This window comes from Methylobacterium sp. Leaf465, assembly GCF_001424705.1.
Taxonomy (GTDB): domain Bacteria; phylum Pseudomonadota; class Alphaproteobacteria; order Rhizobiales; family Beijerinckiaceae; genus Methylobacterium.
Genome location: NZ_LMRA01000012.1, coordinates 291,862 through 311,738, shown reverse-complemented (window position 1 = coordinate 311,738; position 19,877 = coordinate 291,862). Strand labels below are relative to the sequence as shown.

20 protein-coding genes are annotated in these 19,877 nt (G+C 70.0%); 11 read left to right on the top strand and 9 right to left on the bottom strand.

Annotated elements, in window-relative coordinates; all coding sequences use genetic code 11:
* Positions 1 to 3: 3 nt before the first annotated feature.
* The 6 genes from ribD (at position 4) to ASG51_RS09940 (ending at position 6,486) form a co-directional block, all read left to right on the top strand.
* On the top strand, positions 4 to 1,146 hold the full coding sequence (gene ribD / locus ASG51_RS09965; RefSeq protein ID WP_056380548.1) for a bifunctional diaminohydroxyphosphoribosylaminopyrimidine deaminase/5-amino-6-(5-phosphoribosylamino)uracil reductase RibD: 1,143 nt from the start codon (positions 4 to 6) through the stop codon (positions 1,144 to 1,146).
* A gap of 1 nt (position 1,147) precedes the next feature.
* Positions 1,148 to 1,792, top strand: coding sequence for a riboflavin synthase (locus ASG51_RS09960; RefSeq protein ID WP_056380545.1), 645 nt, complete (start codon positions 1,148 to 1,150; stop codon positions 1,790 to 1,792).
* A gap of 206 nt (positions 1,793 to 1,998) precedes the next feature.
* Complete coding sequence (gene ribH / locus ASG51_RS09955; RefSeq protein WP_056213889.1) at positions 1,999 to 2,505, top strand: 6,7-dimethyl-8-ribityllumazine synthase; 507 nt, start codon at positions 1,999 to 2,001, stop codon at positions 2,503 to 2,505.
* A 23-nt stretch (positions 2,506 to 2,528) separates the two neighbouring features.
* Positions 2,529 to 3,005, top strand: coding sequence for a transcription antitermination factor NusB (nusB, locus tag ASG51_RS09950; RefSeq protein ID WP_056214016.1), 477 nt, complete (start codon positions 2,529 to 2,531; stop codon positions 3,003 to 3,005).
* A 5-nt stretch (positions 3,006 to 3,010) separates the two neighbouring features.
* On the top strand, positions 3,011 to 4,000 hold the full coding sequence (thiL, locus tag ASG51_RS09945) for a thiamine-phosphate kinase (protein WP_056380543.1): 990 nt from the start codon (positions 3,011 to 3,013) through the stop codon (positions 3,998 to 4,000).
* 338 nt (positions 4,001 to 4,338) lie between these two features.
* Positions 4,339 to 6,486 (top strand): sodium-translocating pyrophosphatase, encoded by a 2,148-nt coding sequence (locus ASG51_RS09940; RefSeq protein ID WP_056380541.1) that lies wholly within the window; start codon positions 4,339 to 4,341, stop codon positions 6,484 to 6,486.
* Positions 6,487 to 6,583: 97 nt separating this feature from the next.
* On the opposite strand, the gene paoC is transcribed toward ASG51_RS09940, so the two are convergent.
* The 3 genes from paoC to paoA are packed head-to-tail and all read right to left on the bottom strand — an operon-like array spanning position 6,584 to position 10,353.
* A complete protein-coding gene (gene paoC, locus ASG51_RS09935; RefSeq protein WP_056380539.1) occupies positions 6,584 to 8,803 on the bottom strand; it encodes an aldehyde oxidoreductase molybdenum-binding subunit PaoC in 2,220 nt (739 codons plus the stop codon).
* Positions 8,804 to 8,806: 3 nt separating this feature from the next.
* Positions 8,807 to 9,757 carry a xanthine dehydrogenase family protein subunit M gene (locus ASG51_RS09930; RefSeq protein WP_056274547.1) on the bottom strand — a complete coding sequence of 317 codons (951 nt, stop codon included), beginning with the start codon at positions 9,755 to 9,757 and terminating at the stop codon, positions 8,807 to 8,809.
* Complete coding sequence (paoA, locus tag ASG51_RS09925) at positions 9,754 to 10,353, bottom strand: aldehyde dehydrogenase iron-sulfur subunit PaoA (protein ID WP_056380537.1); 600 nt, start codon at positions 10,351 to 10,353, stop codon at positions 9,754 to 9,756. Before paoA ends, ASG51_RS09930 begins: the two co-directional genes overlap by 4 nt.
* A gap of 636 nt (positions 10,354 to 10,989) precedes the next feature.
* Between paoA and ASG51_RS09920 the strand changes: the two genes are divergently transcribed.
* On the top strand, positions 10,990 to 11,448 hold the full coding sequence (locus ASG51_RS09920) for a hypothetical protein (RefSeq protein WP_056380535.1): 459 nt from the start codon (positions 10,990 to 10,992) through the stop codon (positions 11,446 to 11,448).
* 12 nt (positions 11,449 to 11,460) lie between these two features.
* Here ASG51_RS09920 and ASG51_RS09915 read toward each other — a convergent pair whose 3' ends face one another.
* The 5 genes from ASG51_RS09915 to ASG51_RS09895 all read right to left on the bottom strand — a co-directional run bounded on the left by ASG51_RS09915 (position 11,461) and on the right by ASG51_RS09895 (position 14,946).
* A complete protein-coding gene (locus ASG51_RS09915; protein ID WP_056380533.1) occupies positions 11,461 to 11,721 on the bottom strand; it encodes a hypothetical protein in 261 nt (86 codons plus the stop codon).
* A gap of 275 nt (positions 11,722 to 11,996) precedes the next feature.
* Positions 11,997 to 12,680 (bottom strand): MgtC/SapB family protein, encoded by a 684-nt coding sequence (locus ASG51_RS09910; RefSeq protein ID WP_056213858.1) that lies wholly within the window; start codon positions 12,678 to 12,680, stop codon positions 11,997 to 11,999.
* A gap of 48 nt (positions 12,681 to 12,728) precedes the next feature.
* Positions 12,729 to 13,739, bottom strand: coding sequence for an inorganic phosphate transporter (locus ASG51_RS09905; RefSeq protein WP_056380530.1), 1,011 nt, complete (start codon positions 13,737 to 13,739; stop codon positions 12,729 to 12,731).
* Positions 13,740 to 13,747: 8 nt separating this feature from the next.
* Positions 13,748 to 14,404 carry a DUF47 domain-containing protein gene (locus ASG51_RS09900; protein ID WP_056213851.1) on the bottom strand — a complete coding sequence of 219 codons (657 nt, stop codon included), beginning with the start codon at positions 14,402 to 14,404 and terminating at the stop codon, positions 13,748 to 13,750.
* Positions 14,405 to 14,505: 101 nt separating this feature from the next.
* Positions 14,506 to 14,946: an Lrp/AsnC family transcriptional regulator gene (locus tag ASG51_RS09895; RefSeq protein ID WP_056351430.1), complete on the bottom strand. Its 441-nt coding sequence runs from the start codon at positions 14,944 to 14,946 to the stop codon at positions 14,506 to 14,508.
* A 208-nt stretch (positions 14,947 to 15,154) separates the two neighbouring features.
* On the opposite strand from ASG51_RS09895, the gene ASG51_RS09890 reads away from it, so the two are divergent.
* On the top strand, positions 15,155 to 16,411 hold the full coding sequence (locus ASG51_RS09890) for a D-amino acid dehydrogenase (protein WP_056380528.1): 1,257 nt from the start codon (positions 15,155 to 15,157) through the stop codon (positions 16,409 to 16,411).
* Between the two features lie 5 nt (positions 16,412 to 16,416).
* On the opposite strand, the gene ASG51_RS09885 is transcribed toward ASG51_RS09890, so the two are convergent.
* Complete coding sequence (locus ASG51_RS09885) at positions 16,417 to 17,346, bottom strand: AEC family transporter (protein WP_056380526.1); 930 nt, start codon at positions 17,344 to 17,346, stop codon at positions 16,417 to 16,419.
* Positions 17,347 to 17,601: 255 nt separating this feature from the next.
* Here ASG51_RS09885 and ASG51_RS09880 point away from each other — a divergent pair, with 255 nt between their 5' ends.
* The 3 genes from ASG51_RS09880 to uraH (ASG51_RS09870) are packed head-to-tail and all read left to right on the top strand — an operon-like array spanning position 17,602 to position 19,872.
* Positions 17,602 to 18,942 carry an MFS transporter gene (locus tag ASG51_RS09880; protein WP_056380523.1) on the top strand — a complete coding sequence of 447 codons (1,341 nt, stop codon included), beginning with the start codon at positions 17,602 to 17,604 and terminating at the stop codon, positions 18,940 to 18,942.
* A gap of 34 nt (positions 18,943 to 18,976) precedes the next feature.
* Entirely contained in the window at positions 18,977 to 19,468 is a 492-nt protein-coding gene (gene uraH, locus ASG51_RS09875; RefSeq protein ID WP_056380521.1) for a hydroxyisourate hydrolase, read from the top strand.
* Positions 19,469 to 19,518: 50 nt separating this feature from the next.
* Positions 19,519 to 19,872: a hydroxyisourate hydrolase gene (uraH, locus tag ASG51_RS09870; protein WP_056351448.1), complete on the top strand. Its 354-nt coding sequence runs from the start codon at positions 19,519 to 19,521 to the stop codon at positions 19,870 to 19,872.
* Positions 19,873 to 19,877 lie beyond the last annotated feature (5 nt).

Sequence of the window (19,877 nt, the reverse complement as noted above, 5' to 3'; positions counted from 1 at the left end):
GGAATGGAGACCGCCGGAACGGAGACCGCGGACCCGGGCGAGACCGACCGCCGCTACATGCGTCTCGCCCTCGCCCTCGGGCATCGCAACCTCGGACGCACCTGGCCGAACCCCTCCGTCGGCGCGGTGGTGGTGGCGGGTCCGCCCGGTGCGGAGCGGATCGTCGGCCAGGGCGTGACCGCCCCCGGCGGCCGCCCGCACGCGGAGCCGATCGCTCTCGCCATGGCGGGGGAGGCGGCCCGCGGCGCCACGCTCTACGTCAGCCTGGAGCCGTGCTCCCATCACGGACGGACCCCACCCTGCACCGACGCCATCGTCGCAGCCGGCATCGCCCGCGTCGTCACGGCCCTGGAGGACCCCGATCCGCGGGTCGCCGGGCGCGGCCATAATCTCCTCGCCGCCGCCGGGATCGCGGTGACCACGGGCCTCCTGGCGGAGGAGGCCGCCCGCGATCATCGCGGCCACGTCACCCGTGTGACGCGAGGGCGGCCGAGCCTGCACCTCAAGCTCGCCCAGACCCAGGATGGTTTCGCCGGTGCACCCGCCGAGCGCCTGCGGATCACCGGCGCCATCGCCGACGGAGCGGTCCATCTCTGGCGAGCGCACGCGGATGCGATCCTCGTCGGCATCGGCACCGCGCGCGCCGACGATCCGTCCCTCACGGTCCGGCTGCCGGGGCTGTCCGACCGTTCGCCCCTGCGCGTCGTGCTCGATTCGAACCTCCGCCTGCTGCCCTCCACCACCCTGGTGCGGAGCGCCCGCGACGTTCCGACCCTGATCCTCAGCACCCGCCGGGCTCCGGTGCACGCCAAGCGCATGCTGGCTTCCTTCGGTGTGGAGGTGATCGGCGTCGATGCCGACGGCGCGGGACGGGTCGACCTGCACGCCGCCTTGCGGGCCCTGGCCGAGCGGGGCGTGACGCGCCTCTGCTGCGAAGGCGGCCCGCACCTCGCCGATGCCCTGGCGGGCGCCGACCTCGTCGACGTCTTCACGCTCATCACCGGCCCAGGACGACTCGGCGACACCGGCGGCCTGCCGGCCATCGGCCCTGTGCTTCGGAAGCGGCTCGACGAACCCCACCTCCGGGTCGTCGAAACCCGGTTTCTCGGTCCCGACCGGGCCGTCACCTACGAGCGGAGCGCCTGAGATGTTCACCGGTCTCGTCACGGATGTCGGAGAGGTCGTGTCGGTCGCCGGCGACGACCGCCTGCGCCGCATTTGCATCCGCTCGCACTACGATCCCGCCACCATCGCGCTGGGTGCCTCCATCGCCTGCTCGGGCCCTTGCCTCACGGCGGTCGCGATCGAGCCGGCGGAGGACGGCTGCATCTTCGCCGTCGATGCCGCGGCCGAGACGCTGGCCCGCACCCATGTGAGCACGTGGCGCGAGGGCCGGCGCCTGAATCTCGAGCGCTCCCTGAAGATCGGCGACGAGCTTGGCGGCCATCTCGTCACCGGCCACGTGGACGGCCTGGCCGAACTCGTGGCCCGAGACCCCGTCACGGGCGGCGCGGGGGATCCGCAATGGGCCCCCTCGGACCGCTTCACCCTGCGCGCCCCGGCCCAGCTCGCACGCTTCATCGCCGAGAAGGGCTCGGTCTGCCTCGACGGCACTTCGCTGACCGTGAACACGGTGGACGGAGACCTGTTCTCGGTACTGCTCATCCCGCACACCCTGGCGGTGACCACCTGGGGCGAGCGGCGGGCCGGGGATCGGCTCAACCTCGAGGTCGACCTCATCGCCCGCTACGCCGCCCGCTTGTCCGAGAGCCGCGCCGCCGCAGGGACCTGAGCGCGCGGACCAGCACCCGCCGTCCCGGATTGGCGGGGCTCGCGCTTGTCGCCACGGCGCCTAGGGTCTATCGCTCGCGCCTGCGGGCGCAGGACAGGTCCGGCCGGTCGAGTCTTGCGCACCGACGGATCCCCGAGGGTCGCGGCAAGCGCGCCCGGTCCCGGCTGCTGTGCCGTCCGCCGACCGTGTCCCGTGAAAGCCTCTCGATGGTATCGCTCGCCTACGCTTCCCGCACCGCTCCCGCCAACGTCAAGGGCGCGCGCGTCCTCGTGGTCGAAGCCCGCTACTACGAGGATCTCGCCGACGAACTCCTGGCCGGCGCGGAAGGCGCCCTTGCCGCAGCCGAAGCGGTGGCCACGGTGGTGACCGTACCCGGCGCCCTGGAGATCCCGGCCGCCATCGCGATCCTGGTCGAGGCCGCGGCCCGTGCCGGCCAGCCCTACGATGCCGTGGTGGCGCTCGGTTGCGTCATCCGCGGCGAGACCGGGCATTACGACATCGTCGCGGGCGAGAGCGCGCGGGCCCTGATGGACCTGTCCGTCACCCTGCGCCTGCCGCTGGGTAACGGCATCCTGACGGTGGAGACGGAAGCCCAGGCCCAGGCCCGTGCCCGGGTCGCCGAACTGAACAAGGGCGGGGGTGCCGCCGAGGCCGCGCTCGCGGTGCTGTCGCTGAAGCGCGACGCATCGGCGGCGTCGGTCGGAGAGGATTGAGGATCATGGCCAACGACTCCGGGATGAAGACCGCCGAACGCAGCGGCGCACGCCTGTCCGTCGTGCAGGCGCTCTACGACATGGAAATCTCGGGCAAGGGCGTGATCGAGGCGCTCACCGAGTTCGAGACCTTCTGGATCGGCCGCGAGGTCGACGGCATCGAGCATCCGGCCGCGGAGATCGCCTTCTTCCGCGACCTCCTGCGCGGCGTCGTCGAGGAGCAGCGGGCCATCGATCCGATCCTCGACGGGGCACTGGCCTCGGGCTGGCCCCTCAAGCGCATCGAGGCGGTGCTGCGCGCCATCCTGCGGGCGGGCGCCTACGAGCTCATGTCCCGCCGCGACGTACCGGCGCGGGTCGTCATCTCCGAATACGTCGATGTCGCCCACAGCTTCTTCGGCGGCGACGAGCCCGGCATGGTCAACGGCGTCCTCGACAAGGTGGCCCGGGACGTGCGCGGCAACGAATTCGCCGGCCTGCCGGCCTCCGGCCGGGCCTGACCCCGGTGGCCCGGCCCGACGAGGACGGGCTGATCGCGCGCTACTTCGCGCCCCTGGCGGGACCCGGAGCGGATGGCCTGCGCGACGACGCCGCCACCCTGTCGCCCAGTCCCGGCTGCGACCTCGTTCTCACGGCCGACGCCATCGTGGCCGGGGTGCATTATTTTCCCGACGATCCACCGGGTTCGATCGCCCGCAAGGCCCTCGGCGTGAACGTCTCGGACCTCGCCGCCAAGGGCGCCCGCCCGCGCGGAATCCTGCTGACGCTCGCGCTGCCCGATGACTGGACCGAGGACTGGCTCGCTGGCTTCGCGGCCGGCCTCGCCGATGGTCTCTCGGAGTTCGGCCTCGACCTCCTCGGCGGCGATACCGTGCGGGCGGCCGGCCCGGCGCTGATCGGCGTCTCCGCGATCGGCGAAGTCCCGGCGGGGGGAATCGTCCGGCGTGGGACCGCGCAGGTCGGCGACCGGATCTGCGTCAGCGGCACGATCGGGGATGCGGCCCTGGGCTTGCTCCTGCGCCGCCCCAACGGGCCGGGCTGGGCGGGCGCGCTGGACGCGGCGGATCGCGACGCCCTCATCGATCGCTACTGGCATCCCCGCCCGCGCATCGGCCTCGCTCCGGTCCTGCGCCGCTACGCCCGGGCCGCGATGGACGTCTCGGACGGCCTCGCCGGGGATCTGGCCAAGATGCTGAAAGGGGAGGGGCGCTCCGCGGAGATCGATCTCGCCCGGCTCCCGCTCTCGCCCGCCGCCGCGAGAGCCTTGGCCCAGGAGCCGGCCCTCCTGACCCCGATCGCGACGGGCGGCGACGATTACGAGATCCTCTGCGCCGTGGCCCCCGCGAACCTGAACGCCTGCCTGGCGGCGGCAAGCGCCACCGGCACGCCCCTGACCTGCATCGGCACGGTCGCGGCCGGTTCCGCGTCGCCCTCCTTCCGGGAGGCCGACGGCACGTCGCGGGTGCTGGGGACAGGGTCCTTCAGCCACTTCTGAGACGCCGGCCGCTTCGCGCGGCGCCGTCCCCGAACGCTGAGATCAGGCTCGCGCCCGCGCGAACACTTCCACCGAGCCCGACCTGTTTTGCGATGCAAAAATATTCGCGGCTGAAAAAGCTCGGCAGCATTTGCCAGCGCCGGTGAAGTTTGGCACTCAGAGCAGGCATTCCTTGGGAGGAGATGCACAACAACAGAAACGCAGCGCGCGGCGGAGACGCTCGCGCGAACGATGACCTTCGCACGCCAGAAACGCTGCGCACACCCGGAAATCACGGCCACGAAGTCCAGCAACGCCACGACAGACCCGCACGGGCATCGCCAATCAAGGACGGTCGAATGACAGCTTTGTTGCTTATCATCCTGGGCGGGCTGTGCGCCGTCGCCTATGGCATCCTCACGATCAACGACGTGATGAAGCGCGACGCCGGCACCCAGCGCATGCAGGAGATCGCGGGGGCGATCGCCGAGGGGGCGCAGGCCTATCTCCGGCGCCAATACGCCACGATCGCGATCGTCGGGCTCGTGCTGTTCGTCGCCCTCACATATTTCCTCGGGTTGAAGGTGGGGATCGGCTTCCTGATCGGCGCCGTGCTGTCGGGGGCGGCCGGCTTCATCGGCATGAACGTCTCGGTGCGCGCCAACGTCCGCACCGCGCAGGCGGCCTCCACGTTGCTCGGCGGCGGCCTCGACGTCGCCTTCAAATCGGGGGCCGTCACCGGCATGTTCGTGGCCGGCCTCGCGCTCCTCGGCGTGGCGCTCTACTACGGCTACCTTACCCGCATCGCCGGCCTGTCGCCGGCCAGCCGCGACGTCATCGACGCCCTGGTGGCCCTGGGCTTCGGCGCCTCGCTGATCTCGATCTTCGCCCGTCTCGGCGGCGGCATCTTCACCAAGGGCGCGGATGTCGGCGGCGACCTCGTCGGCAAGGTCGAGGCCGGGATCCCGGAGGACGATCCGCGCAACCCTGCCACCATCGCAGACAATGTCGGCGACAACGTCGGCGACTGCGCCGGCATGGCGGCCGACCTGTTCGAGACCTACGCGGTGACCGTGGTCGCCACCATGGTGCTCGCGGCGATCTTCTTCTCCGGCCAGACCGAGGTCGGGGGGCGCAACGTCCTCGAGGCGATGCTGCTCTATCCCCTGGCCATCGGCTCGGCCTGCATCCTGACCTCGATCGCCGGCACCTACGCGGTGCGGCTCGGGGCCAACCAGTCGATCATGGGCGCGCTCTACAAGGGCCTGATCACCGCCGGAGCCCTCTCGATCGTCGCCATCGCGGGCGTCAACTACGCCCTGTTCGGCGGCTTCGGCACGGCCTTCACCACCAACGCGGGCGTGACCTTCACCTCCGGGGGCCTTCTCGGCTGCGCGGTGATCGGCCTCGTCATCACGGCGCTGATCGTCGTCATCACCGAGTACTACACCGGCACCAACTTCCGGCCGGTGAAGTCCATCGCGGACGCGTCCGTGACGGGCCACGGCACCAACGTGATCCAGGGCCTGGCGATCTCGCTCGAATCCACCGCTCTGCCCGCGCTCGTCATCGTCGCGGGCATCATCAGCACCTACTCGCTGGCCGGGCTGTTCGGCATCGCCATCGCGGTCACCGCCATGCTGGCGCTCGCCGGCTTCATCGTGGCCCTCGATGCCTTCGGGCCGGTCACCGACAATGCCGGCGGCATCGCCGAGATGGCCGGCCTGCCGCCGGACGTTCGCAAGTCCACCGATGCCCTCGACGCGGTCGGCAACACCACCAAGGCGGTGACCAAGGGCTACGCCATCGGCTCGGCCGGCCTCGGCGCCCTGGTGCTGTTCGCCGCCTACACCTCCGACCTGAACTACTTCATCGCCCATGCGAGCCCGACCCAGTACCGCTTCTTCCAGGGCGTGACCGTCGATTTCTCGCTCTCCAACCCCTACGTGGTCGTCGGTCTGCTGCTGGGCGGCCTGATCCCATTCCTGTTCGGCGGCATGGCGATGACCGCGGTGGGCCGCGCGGCCGGCGCCGTGGTGGAGGAGGTGCGTCGGCAATTCCGTGAGAAGCCCGGCATCATGCAGGGGACCGACCGGCCGGATTACGGCCGCGCCGTCGACATGCTCACCCGGGCGGCGATCAAGGAGATGATCGTTCCCTCGCTGCTGCCGGTGCTGTCGCCGATCGTGCTGTTCTTCGTGATCCAGCCGATCGGCGGAAAGAGCCAGGCCTTCGCCACGGTGGGAGCGATGCTCCTCGGCGTGATCATCACGGGGCTCTACGTTGCGATCTCGATGACCTCGGGCGGCGGTGCCTGGGATAACGCCAAGAAGTACATCGAGGACGGGCACCACGGCGGCAAGGGCTCGGACGCCCACAAGGCGGCCGTGACCGGCGACACCGTCGGCGATCCCTACAAGGACACAGCCGGCCCCGCCGTGAATCCGGCGATCAAGATCACGAACATCATCGCGCTGCTTCTGCTGGCGGTGCTGGCACACAGCTGAACGCGAACGACCCCCGCCGGCCTGAAGGCCATCGGGGGTCGCGCGACGTCCTGCGGGCCGCGACAGGATCCCTGCCGCGGCCTTCGCGCAATCGGTCTCAAGCAGCGTCCGGCATCTGCCCGAGGAGCTTGTCGAGGGTGATCGGGTAGCTCCGCACCCGCACGCCGGTGGCGTTGTAGATCGCGTTGGCCACCGCCGCGCCCACACCGCAGATGCCGAGTTCGCCCACACCCTTCGCCTTCATCGGCGAAGATTGCGGATCGACCTCGTCGAGGAAGATCACCTCCTGGTGCGGAATGTCCGCGTGCACCGGCACCTCGTAGCCGGCCAAGTCGTGGTTCACGAAGAAGCCGCGCTTCGTGTCGACTGCCAGTTCCTCCATCAGCGCTCCGCCGACGCCCATCGTCATGCCGCCGATGACCTGGCTGCGCGCCGATTTCGGGTTGAGGATGCGCCCGGCCGCGCAGACGGCCAGCATCCGCCGTACCCGGATCTCGGCGGTGTCGACGTCGACGCCGACCTCGACGAAATGGCCCGCGAAGGTTGATTGCTGCTGCTTCTTAGCGAGGTCGCCGTACTCGATCGAATCCTCGGCCACGAGTTCGCCGTCGCTGGCGGCCTTGGCGAGGGTCTCGGTGCGATTTCCGGAGCGGACCTGCCCGTCCGCGAACACCGCATCGGCCGAGTTGAAGCCGAGCCGCTGCGCCACCGCCTCGCGGAGCTGGACGCAGGCCGCGTAGACGCCGGCGGTCGAGTTGTTCGCACCGAACTGCCCGCCAGAGCCGGCCGAGACCGGGTAGGACGAATCGCCGAGGCGCACCACCACCTTGTCGAGGCCCACGCCCATCATCTCGGCGGCGGTCTGCGCGATGATGGTGTAGGAGCCGGTCCCGATATCGGTCATGTCGGTCTCGACCGTGACGAGGCCGTCGCGCCCGAGCCGAACGCGGGCGCCCGACTTCATCAGCAGGTTGTTGCGGAAGCCCGCCGCCATGCCGATGCCGACGAGCCAGCGCCCGTCGCGGACCTGGCCGGGCTTCGGGTTGCGGGCCGACCAGTTGAACGTCTCCGCGCCGAGCTTCAGGCAGCCCACGAGGTTGCGGTGGGAGAACGGGCGCTCCGGATGGCCCGGATCGACCTGGGTGTCGTTGCGGACGCGGAAGGCGACCGGGTCCATGCCCAGTTTCTCGGCCATCTCGTCCATGGCGATCTCGAGGGCCATCAGGCCCGGCGCCTCGCCCGGCGCCCGCATCGAATTGCCTTCGGGCAGGTCGAGATGGGCGAGCTTCATGGCCGTCAGGCGATTGGCCCCGGCATAGAGCAGCTTGGTCTGGTCCACGGCCGTCTCCGGCTTGCCCTTGGGCAGGTTGCCGGAGGTGCTCTCGTGCGCGATGGCGGTGATCGTCCCGTCCGCCGTCGCGCCGATGCGGATGCGCTGGATCGTGGCCGGCCGATGGGTGGTGTTGTTGGCGACCAGCGGCCGGGTCAGCGCGACCTTGACCGGTCGGCCGGCGACCTTGGCGGCCAGCGCCGCCACCACGGCGTCGGAGCGCACGAACAGCTTTCCCCCGAAGCCGCCGCCGATATAGGGCGAGTCGACGCGGATCGACGCCTCCGGGATGTCGAGGATCTTGGCGATGCTGCCCTTGGTCCAGGCGATCATCTGGTTCGAGGTCCAGAGGGTGAGCTTGTCGCCCTCCCAGGCGGCGATGGTCGCGTGCGGCTCCATCATCGCGTGGCTCTCGTCGGGGGTCGTGTAGGTCTCGTCGAACTTGACCGGCGCCGAGGCGAAGGCGCCCTCGAAGTCGCCGGTCCGATCTTCGCCGCCGCCGCCGCTGCCCTCGCCGCTGTCGCCGGGAACCGGCTTGGCGGACGAGGCCACGGCCGCGAGGTCGAACTGGCCGGCCTCGCGGGCATAGTCGACCTTGACGAGGAACGCCGCGGCTCGGGCCTGCTCGAAGGTCTCGGCCACCACGACCGCGATGGCCTGGTGGTAGTGCTGGACCTGGGGACCGCCGAAGAGGTTGGCGGCGTTCATCCGGCCGAGGCCGAGAGCCGGCATGTCCAGGGTGGTGACGATGGCGACGACGCCGGGCGACGCCTTGGCGGCCGCCGTGTCGATGGCGCGGATGCGGCCCTTGGCGATGCCGGCGCCGAGCACGTAGCCGTAGGCCTGATTCGCCACCACGTCGTGGCGCTCATAGGCATAGGGCGCCGTCCCGGTGGTCTTGAACTTGCCGTCGATGCGGTCGGTGGCCTTGCCGACGACCTTGAGCTGGTCGATCGGGTTCTGGCCCGCGGGGGTGTCGAACTTCATGGCTCAGGCCCTCGCTTCGTTCAGCGCCGCGCTGAGCGTGCGCTCGGCCAGCGTCAGCTTGTAGGCATTGTCGTGGGTCGGCTTGGCGCCGGCGAAGGCCTGCGCGGTCACCGCCTTGGCGCCCCGGGCCATCTCGCCCTCCGCCGCTTCCACCCGCCAGGGCTTGTGCGCCACGCCGCCGAAGGCCGCCCGGCCGCTGCCGTCCGGCTGAACCACCGCCGCCACCGAGACCAGGGCGTAGGCGTAGGACGCGCGATCCCGGACCTTGCGGTAGATGTGCGCGCCACCCAGCGGCTTCGGCAGCGTCACCGCCGTGATGAGCTCGCCGGGCGCGAGCGTGGTGTCGACCTCCGGCCGGTCACCCGGCAGGCGGTGGAATTCGGCCATCGGGATCTTCCGCTTGGTCCCCTTGGCGTCGACGGTCTCGACCGCGGCGTCGAGCACCCGCATGGCGACCGCCATGTCGCCCGGATGCGTGGCGATGCAGGCCTCGCTGGCACCGATCACGGCGAGCTGGCGCGAGACGCCGTCGAGGGCCGAGCAGCCGGAGCCCGGCTGACGCTTATTGCAGGCCTGCGCGGTATCGTAGAAGTACGGACAGCGGGTGCGCTGCAGGAGATTGCCGGCGGTGGTCGCCTTGTTGCGCAGCTGTCCGGAGGCACCGGCGAGCAGGGCCCGCGAGAGCACGGCGTAATCCTTGCGCACGCGGGCATCGGCCGCGAGGTCGGTGTTGCGCACGAGGGCCCCGACGCGCAGACCGCCCTCCGGCGTCGCCTCGATCTTGTCGAGCCCGAGGCCGTTGACGTCCACGAGGTGGGTCGGGGTCTCGATCTGCAGCTTCATCAGATCGAGGAGGTTCGTGCCGCCGGCAATGAACTTGGCGTTCGGATTGCGGGACACGGCGGCGGCGGCTTCCGCGGGCGAATTCGGGCGCTCGTAGGTGAAAGACTTCATGCGGGCCTCCCGGCGACCTCGGTCATCGCCTCGACGATGTTGGAATAGGCGCCGCAGCGGCAGATATTGCCGCTCATGCGCTCGCGGATCTCGGCGTCCGTGACCTGCATCGGCGCATTCAGATCCGCCGTGACGTGGCTGGGGATGCCGGCCTTGATCTCGGCGAGCACCGCGACGCCGGAGCAGATCTGGCCCGGCGTGCAGTAGCCGCACTGGTAGCCGTCATGCTTGATGAAGGCGGCCTGCATCGGGTGCAGGGCGTCGGGCTGGCCGAGCCCCTCGATGGTGGTGATCTCCGACCCCTGGTGCATCACCGCCAGGGTCAGGCAGGAATTGATGCGCCGGCCGTCGACGATCATCGTACAGGCGCCGCACTGGCCGTGGTCACAGCCCTTCTTCGAGCCGGTCAGGTGCAGGTGCTCGCGCGCGGCGTCGAGCAGGCTGGTGCGGGTGTCGATTTCGAGTTCGCGGCGCTGGCCGTTCACCGTCAGCGACACCTTCGCCAGCACCGGCTGATCCGGACCGGCGGATTCGGGCCGACCCTCGGCCCGCGCGGGGACCGCGGCCAGGGCCGCACAGGCCGTCGCGCCGGCCATGACGTCACGTCGACTCAATTCGTTCTCTCCGAAACTTGGCATGGCGTTCTCTGAACCTGTAGCGGGAGGAGGCTGCCAGCGGACGGGCGCCCGGTAACGTCGCGGGCCGGGAGACCGCCCGATCGGGCGATCTTGGTCCCGGGCGTGACACGGAACCGCGCGGGCTCCGTCCAGACGTGCGCCTGCCTTCTGCGAAATGTGTCCAGCGAGAACGCAGAACTCGGCGCGTCGGTCCCTGGAATTTCTCCAGACTGCCAAACCTCGCGCCTTCGTGTGCGGCCGAGCACCTCACGGGGTCGCATCGCCCGACACCCTGGTCGACGGCCGCACCGTCGAACCCAGGACCAACGCTCCACCCGGCACGAAGGAGAAGCCCACGCGCACCGCGCGGGTCATCGCACAGGTCCGCGCTCCCATCGTCCCGGTCAGCGGCGCCGGAAAACCCGACGATCGCATCGCCGCTTGAACGTCCTGGAAACCCTCGCCGGCATCCGCACGCGGTCGCCGGTGCCGATGGCGCGCGACGGCCTCGCCGCGGGCGTCCCGATGCCCTAGCTGTTTCAACAGATCTTCCGATCCGGTCGTCAGTCCTCGAATCCGGTCGTCGAAGCCGGTCGTCTTGGCAAAAGGTGCGCGATGCAAAAGGGATTTCGCTGGTTCGGCCGGGTGGCTCTGCCCGTCCTGGCGCTGGTCGCGAGCGCGGGTGCTGCCGGCGCCGACTGCATCCGGCACGTCTATAACCGCTCGCCCCTGACGCTGGTGGGCGCGCAGGAGGGCGGCCCGTCCTTCCTGGTGAAACCCGGCACCGCGCGCGCGATCCGGCTCTCGGGCCCCGGCAGCCTCGAGCTGTCCGGGTACTGCGATGCGTACGGGAGCCGCGGCAATGACGGGACCGGAGGTGCCGCGGTGCAGGCGTCGCTGCGATACAACGCCGTCCTCGATCGCTGCTACATGGAGATCGGCCACGACTTCTTCGACCGCGAACTCAGACGCGGGTTTCTTCCCCGGGACAGCCTCGCGCCGTTCACCGTGAACAATCCGAAACAGGGCGACGTGGTGCTCTACACGGATCGCACGATCTGCCGGCCCCGCTAGGGGCGCCTTCGGTCAGATCGGGTGCGGGACCTCGGGCTTCAGCTTGAGGGGCCGCGCCAGTTTCTTCGAGAGGCGCCCCGCCGCCTCCACCGCCGCGCCCTCCGCGCTCGCGGCCGCCACGATGGCCAGAGCCTCGTCCTGGGCGGATGTCAGCACCGCGTAGACGCGCAACGCCTCTCGGCGCTGCTTCACCGCGACGAGAAAGACCTGGCTCTTGGCCCGCTTGCCCTTGTCGGCGGGAGCAGCCTCGGAGGACGAACGACGACGGCTCAAGGACGGACCGGCATCCGCTGGAGACCGACGGCCGGAACGGCGCAGGCCCTCTCGCTTGCGAAGAACGCGATCTCGTCCTTCCTCCGTCGTTTCACGGTCCCGACGACGTCCCGGACCGGGGAGAGGGCGACGCGCGTGCGTGTTCCCAAACGCCCGACCGGCGGCACGGGATTCGATCGCGAAGAACGCGTTTTACGAGCTTCGGCGCGCAATCCTGTCCCACCCCGACATCCCAGCGCGGTCGTGCCGCGAATTTCGCCGTTCATCATGCATGCTCAGCCAGATTCGGGAAGATCATCGACCGTGATCACTCCGGGATGCCTCCGAAGTTTCTGTGCGATGTCTTCCACGGAGCGGCGCGACAGCCGCACGAAGGTGATCAGTGTCTCGTCGAATTCAGGCGCGGACCCGCGCCGAGTCACGAATTGCCGGACACGGGAGGGGCGCACACCGGACACGGCCTGCACCACCTCCAGGCTGATGCAGCCGGGCTTGGCCACCACGCGGAGGGGCCGGATGTGCATCCGGTCGTGGTAGCGCTCCTGCAAGGGTTTCATCCCGGCGAGGATCCCCAGCAGGATCGCCGTGGTGGCGATGCCCGCCACGTAGAGGCCGCCGCCGACCGCGAGGCCGACGGCCGCGACGGCCCAGAGGCTCGCCGCGGTGGTGAGCCCCTTCACCACCTCGCCCCGCAGGAGAATCGTTCCCGCTCCGAGAAACCCGATGCCGGAGACGACCTGGGCGGCCATGCGCGAGGGATCGAGGGCGACGTTCCGGGTCCCCAGCACATCGGCGAAGCCGAAGGCCGAGACGATCATGATCAGGCAGGCGCCGACGCCGACCAGCATGTGCGTTCGCAGGCCCGCGGCCCAGAGCAGGCGCTCGCGCTCGATGCCGATCAGCCCACTCAGGATCGCGGCCAGGAGCAGGCGCCAGACGATCTCGACGTTGCCTAGCATTCCCGGGTCTCCTCCCAGTCCGATGTCGCGCGCCGACCGGAGCGGACCTCAGCCGATGAAAGCCGTCACGGCGTAGCAGGCCGCGGCGATCAGGGCGGCGGCCGGCAGGGTCAGCACCCAGGCGACCACGATGTTGCCGGCGACGCCCCAGCGAACCGCCGAGGTCCGCCGTGCAGCCCCGACGCCGATGATCGCGCCCGTGATGGTGTGGGTGGTCGAGACCGGTACGCCGAGCCAGGTCGCGGCGAACAGGGTGATCGCGCCGCCCGTCTCGGCGCAGAACCCCTGCATCGGGTTCAGACGCGTGATCCTGGAGCCCATCGTGTGCACGATGCGCCAGCCGCCGAGCAGCGTGCCCAGCGCCATGGCGGACTGGCAGGAAATCACCACCCAGAGGGGAACGTGAAAGGAGGCGCCCAGGTGGCCCTGCGAGTAGAGCAGCACCGCGATGATCCCCATGGTCTTCTGCGCGTCGTTGCCGCCGTGGCCCAGGGAGTAGAGCGAGGCCGAGACGAACTGCAGGGCGCGGAAGCGCCGGTCGACCGCAAACGGCGTCGCCCGCACGCAGAGCCAGGAGACCATCAGCACCAGGAGGAGCGCGAGCAGGAAGCCGAGGAGCGGCGAGAGGACGATGGCGGCGGCAGTCTTCGTCAGCCCGCTCCAGACCACCGCGCTGAACCCGGCCTTGGCGACGCCCGCTCCGATGAGTCCGCCCACGAGGGCGTGCGAGCTGCTCGACGGGATGCCGAAGACCCAGGTGACGATGTTCCAGGTGATGGCGCCCATCAGCGCGCTGAAGATCACCCGGGGATCGATGATCCCCGCATCGACGATTCCGGTCCCGAGGGTCTGGGCCACGTGCAGGCCGAAGAACAGGAAGGCGATGAAGTTGAAGAACGCCGCCCAGAGCACCGCGTATTGGGGCCGCAGCACCCGCGTCGACACGATGGTGGCGATGGAGTTGGCCGCATCGTGCAGGCCGTTGAGGAAGTCGAAGAACAGAGCGACGGCGATCAGGCCGGTGAGGGCGGGCAGGGCGAGCGCGGTGGCCTCGGTCATCGGGTCGCCTACACGTTCTCGATCACGATGCCGCTGATCTCGTTGGCGACGTCCTCGAAGCGGTCGACCACGTCCTCGAGGTGGCCGTAGATCTCCGCGCCGATGAGGTAGGCCATCGTGTCGCCGTCGCCGCCATCCTTGCGGTGGGCCTCGTAGAGCGCCTTGAGGCCGCGCTCCTGCAGCTCGTCCGAGCGTCCCTCGACCCGGGTGATCTGCTCGGTCAGGGTGTTGATGCGCCCGGCATGGGTTCCGACGGCCGTGAGGAGGGGGATCGTCTCGGCGGTGAGCCGCGCCGCCTCGATCACGGTGCCGCCCATCTCCTGCATCAGCGGTTCGAAGCGGCGAACCTCGTAGAGGGCGATCGTCTTCACCGTCTTGTTCATCTGGTCGATGGCGTCGTCCATCGACTGGATCAGGTCCTTGATGTCGCCTCGGTCGAAGGGCGTGATGAAGCTCCGGCGCACGGCGAGGAGGACTTCGGCGGTGATCGCGTCCGCCTCATGCTCGCGCTCCACCACCTGCTGGCAGTAGCGCGGAACGGCGTCCCCGCCCTGAAGCACGCCCTGCAGCGCTTCGGCGCCGGCCACCAGGGTGCGCGAGTGCCGCTCGAAGAGGTCGAAGAACCGATCCTCGCGCGGCATCAACGCCTTGAACCAACCCAGCATCCCCGACTCCGGACCCACCCCGCTTGATTAGCCAACTAGGGTTTTTGCGCGCAGGAGACCAGGGCCTTCGCGAGCTTTGCCCTGGTGCGCCGCCCAGGCAATCATCGGCCGATGACGCTGCGGATGGTGAAGCTCGACTGGATACGGGCGACTCCGGGCAGCTTCGAGAGCACCGACCGGTGCAGCCGCTCGTATTCCGCCATGTCGGCGACGCGGATCTTCAGGAGATAATCGGAATCACCCGTCATCAGGTAGCAATCCTGAATGTCGGGGCAGCGCCGCACGGCCGCCTCGAACCGGTTGAGGCAATCCTCGGTCTGCCGCTCCAGGGCGATCCGGGTCATCACCACCAAGCCGGCGGAGCCGGGCCCGTCGAGAAGCACGGTGTAGCCGCGGATCGTGCCGTTGCGCTCCAGCATCCGCAAGCGCCGCAGGCAGGCGGATGCCGAGAGGCCGACGCGCTGCGCCAGGGCGGCGTTCGGGATCCGCGCATCCTCGCGGAGGACCCGGATGATCGCGCGATCGATCTCGTCGGGCGGCATCACTGTCCTCGGCCGGCATAGGCAACGATCGTGCATCGTATCGCAGGATCGTGCGTCAGGCACCCTTTGCGAGGCGGAACCTGCACCATCTTCGCTGCACCGCTCGCAGGATCGAGTGTCTCTAGTTCGACGAGACCGGAGCGCTCGGGGCCGGGAGCGGCATGGCCCCGCCTGTGCTTGGGATTCCGGGCCTCAGGGGAGACGTGCGATGCGGGTCCTGGTTCTCGGAAGCGGCGTGGTCGGCGTCAGCACGGCCTATTACCTCGCCAAGGCCGGTCATGCCGTCACGGTGATCGACCGCCAGCCCGCCGCCGGCCTGGAGACGAGCTTCGCCAATGCGGGCCAGGTCTCGCCGGGCTACTCGGCCCCCTGGGCGGCCCCGGGCATTCCCATCAAGGCGATGAAGTGGCTGATGATGCGCCACCGGCCCCTGGTGCTGTGGCCGAACGTCGAGCCGCGCTTCTATGGCTGGCTCGCGCGCATGCTCGCGAACTGCACCGAGGACGCGTACATCCGCAACAAGGGCCGCATGGTTCGTCTCGCCGAATACAGCCGGGACGTCCTGCGCGACCTGCGCACCGAGACCGGCATCACCTACGACCACCGGACCCGCGGCACCCTCCAGCTCTTCCGCACGCGAAAGCAGCTCGACCATGTCGGCGACGACACCCGCGTCCTCGATACCTATGGGGTCGCCTACACGGTGCTGGACCCGGCCGGATGCATCGCGGCCGAGCCCGCGCTGGCCGGCGTCCGCGACACGATCGTCGGGGGCCTTCACCTGAGCGGCGACGAGACGGGCGATGCCCACCTGTTCACGCAGCGCCTGGCGCAGCTGTGCGCGCGGATGGGCGTCCGTTTCCGCTACGGGACGCGCATCGACGGCATCGAGACCGCGGGCGACGCGGTGACGGGCGTGGTCTGCGGTTCCGAGACCCTGCGGGCCGATGCCTACGTCGCCGCGATGGGCTCCTTCACCCCGGGCCTCCTCCGTCCCCTCGGGCTTCGGCTGCCGATCTATCCCGTCAAGGGATACTCGCTCACCCTGCCGGTCACCGACCCCGCCCAGGCGCCGGTCTCCACCGTCATGGACGAGACCTTCAAGGTCGCGCTCACGCGCCTCGGGGACCGGATCCGCGTGGGCGGCACGGCCGAGCTCGCGGGCTTCAGCGATGTCCTGCGGGCCCCGCGCCGGGCGACCCTGGAGCGCTGCGTCCGGGACCTGTTCCCGAACGGGGGCGACCTCGCGGCCGCCACGTTCTGGACCGGCCTGCGCCCGATGACGCCGGACGGCACGCCGATCGTCGGTGCCACGCGCTATGCCAACCTCTACACCAACACCGGCCACGGCACCCTGGGCTGGACGATGGCCTGCGGCTCCGGGCGGATGCTGGCCGACTTGATGTCCGGCCGCGCGCCCGACATCGACCATGCCGACCTGGCGCTCGCCCGCTACGCCGCCTGACGCCGTCAGGCGGTGAACCCCTCCAGGATGAGCATCACCAGGGGGATAGCGAGCCCGGCGAGCACCGTCTGCAGGGCGAGGATGCCGGCCATCAGCGGCGCGTCGCCCCCGAGCTGCCGGGCCATGATGTAGGACGAGGACGCCGTCGGCAGCGACTGGAACAGCAGGGCGGTGGCGGCGGCCGGCCCGTGCAGGCCGGCGGCGAGGCAGGCCAGGATCGTCACCGTCGGCATCAGCACGAACTTGGCGACCGACGCGATGACGACCGGACGAAGCCAGGTCCGGACGGTACGGGGATCGAGGGCGGCGCCGACGCAGAGGAGACCGAGCGGGAGGGAGGCCTGCCCCAGGGCCTTCAGGGTGGGCTCCAGTCCCGGCGGCAGCCCGAAGCCCGTCGCCTGCAGGGCGATCCCGATGCCGCAGGCGACCACCAGGGGATTGAGAAGGAGCTGGCGGAGGACCGCCCGCGGCGCCAGCCGCCCGCCCGAGCCGAAGCGCGCGAAGACCAGGACGCACAGGATGTTGACCGTGGGCACGATGGCCGCGTTGGCGACCGCCGCGAGGGCGATTCCCTGCATGCCGAACAACCCCGCCGCCGCCGAGACCCCGACGTAATTGTTGAAGCGCACTCCGCCCTGAAACACCGAGGTGAAGGCCGCTCCGTCGAGGTCGAGCCGCGGCCGGATCGCGAGCAGCATGAGCGCCACCGCGAGGGTCGAGGCCACGAGGACACCCGCCAGGGCGAGGACGGGCACGCCGTCCAGGCGCGCGGTGGCCAGCCCGTGGATGAACAGCGCCGGTAACAGCACGTAGTAGCCGAGGCGCTCGGCCTGGGCCCAGAACGACTCGGCCACGAGGCCGTTGCGGCGCAGCAGCACGCCGAGGCCGATCAGCAGCGCGATCGGCACCAGGGCGAGGATGACCGTCGCGCTCACGCGGCGGGCCGGAGGACGCTGGAACCGGCGGTGATCGATAAGCGCATGGATCGCAACTCGGGTGAGACGACGGCCAGCTGTACGTGACGTGGGTAGCGGAAGAGTACCGGGGCGGGTGCGTTCCTGGGGGCGCGGGGCATGGCCATCCCCAAGCATCGCGGGGAACGGGCCTGCCACACCCGTCGCCATGGCCCCCGATTTGCATCATTTTGATGCATCGTCCCGGCTCGAATCGCCGGGACTGCGGATTGTCTGATGGCGCTCGAACAGCCCTCGCCGGCCGGACTCGACGAGACCTATCGCCGGATCACCTGGCGGCTGCTGCCGTTCCTGATGTTCCTCTGGGTCCTCTCCTGGATCGACCGGGTGAACATCGGCTTTGCCAAACTGCAGATGCTCGCCGACCTGAAGTTCAGCGAGACCGTCTACGGCATCGGCGCCGGGATCTTCTTCATCGGCTACTTCCTCTGCGAGGTCCCGAGCAACCTCCTCCTCGAGCATATCGGCGCCCGCAAGACCATCGCGCGCATCACCCTGCTGTGGGGTCTCTGCTGCGTGGCGATGATGTTCGTCACCACCCCCGGCCTGTTCTACGTCCTGCGTTTCCTCCTGGGGGTGTTCGAAGCGGGCTTCTATCCGGGCGTGATCCTGTTCCTGACCTACTGGTACCCCACCGAGCGGCGCGCCAAGGTCTTCGGGCTGTTCATGTCGGCCTCCGCCATCGCGGGGGTGATCGGCGGACCGCTGGCCGGCACGATCATGACCGGACTCGACGGCGTGAACGGCTGGTCCGGCTGGCAGTGGGTCTTCCTCCTCGAAGGCATCCCGTCGATCCTGGCCGGCCTCGTCACGCTGTTCTATTTGACCGACCGGCCGGAGAAGGCCGGCTGGCTGACCCCGGAGCAGCGCGCCCTGGTCGCGGCCGACCTCGTCCGCGACGCGGCGGCCCTCGGCCCGCGGGAGCATCGCATCCTGGCCTCGTTGCGGGATGTCCGGGTCTGGCAATGCATCGCGATCTTCTTCTGCATCATCACCGCCAACTCGGCCCTGACCTTCTTCGGGCCGAGCGTGGTCCGCGAGGCGGGCTACACCGACCCGCTCACCATCGGCTGGATCATGTCCGGCGCCTATCTCTGCGGCGCAGCCGGGATGATCCTCAACGGCCGCCACTCCGACCGCTCCGGCGAGGCGCGCCTCCATTGCGGCCTCCCGGCGCTGATCGGCGCCGTGGCGATCGCCCTCCTCGGGTGGCTCGTCCCGATCAGCCCGGCGCTGTCGATCCTCGCCCTCACGGTGGCGATCGTCGGCACCATGAGCGCCATTCCGGTCTTCTGGCAGATCCCAGGCCGGTTCCTCGCCGGTTCGGCCGCGGCGGCCGGCATCGCGCTGATCAACGCGGTGGCGAACCTCGCCGGGTTCGGCGCGCCGGCGGTGATGGGCGCCCTGCGCGAACAGACCGGCTCTGCCGCCACCGGCCTCTGGATCGTCGCGGGCTTCGAGGTCGCGACGATCCTCCTCATCCTCGCCTTCGTCCCGCCGGAACCCGGAGCCCTGGTCCGGCGGGCCGCGGCACGCGCCGCCCACGAACCCGCCTGAACCCGAACCCCGCACTCGTCGAGAAGGACACGCCATGGATCGACCGGCCCTCACGCGCCGAAGCCTCGTCGGCGCCGGTCTCGGCGCCGTCGCCGCCACCGGCGCTCTGGCGCAGGCCCCGTCCGCCCCGCCGAGGGCCCTGGCGACGGCGCCGAACTCCCAGGCCGGCCTCGGCCCGCGCCTGACCCTGCACGCCATCGACAACTTCCACGGCACGCCCGGCGCCGGCATGGTCTGCGACCTGGCAATCCGGGAGGGCGACGCCTATCGGACGCTCAAGACCGTGACCACCGCCGCCAATGGCCGTCCGGCCGAACCACTCCTGGTCGACGAGGCCCTGAAGGTCGGCCAGTACGAGTTGTTGATGCATTTCGAGGCGTATTTCGCCAAGGCCGGCGTAGCGCTGCCGCAGCCGAATTTCCTGAGCCTCGTTCCGGTGCGCTTCGTGATCCGCGATGCGGGGCAGCGCTACCACCTGCCGGTGCTGTTCACCCCCTGGGGCTACTCCTACTATCGCGGCAGCTGACGCGCCCGCGGCACGCCTTCAGCAAGATTTCCTTCCGGAGCCCGATCGACATGGCCGGCATCACCACACACGTCCTCGACGCGGATCGCGGCCGCCCGGCGCCGGGGGTGCGCATCGACTTCTCCGTGAGGGAGGGCGACGCGTGGCGCCTCGTGAAGAGCGTCGTCACCAATGCCGACGGGCGCACCGACGCACCGATCCTGCCAGCCGCCGAGGCCAAGGTCGGCCAGTACCAGCTCGAATTCCACATCGACGCCTACCTGAAGACCAAGCCCGGCGTGACCGAGGCCGACATCTTCGTCGACAATCCGGTGGTGCGCTTCGCGGTCTTCGATGCCGGGCAGCACTACCACGTGCCGATGCTGTGCGCGCCGGGCACCTGCGCCACCTACCGGGGCAGCTGACGGCG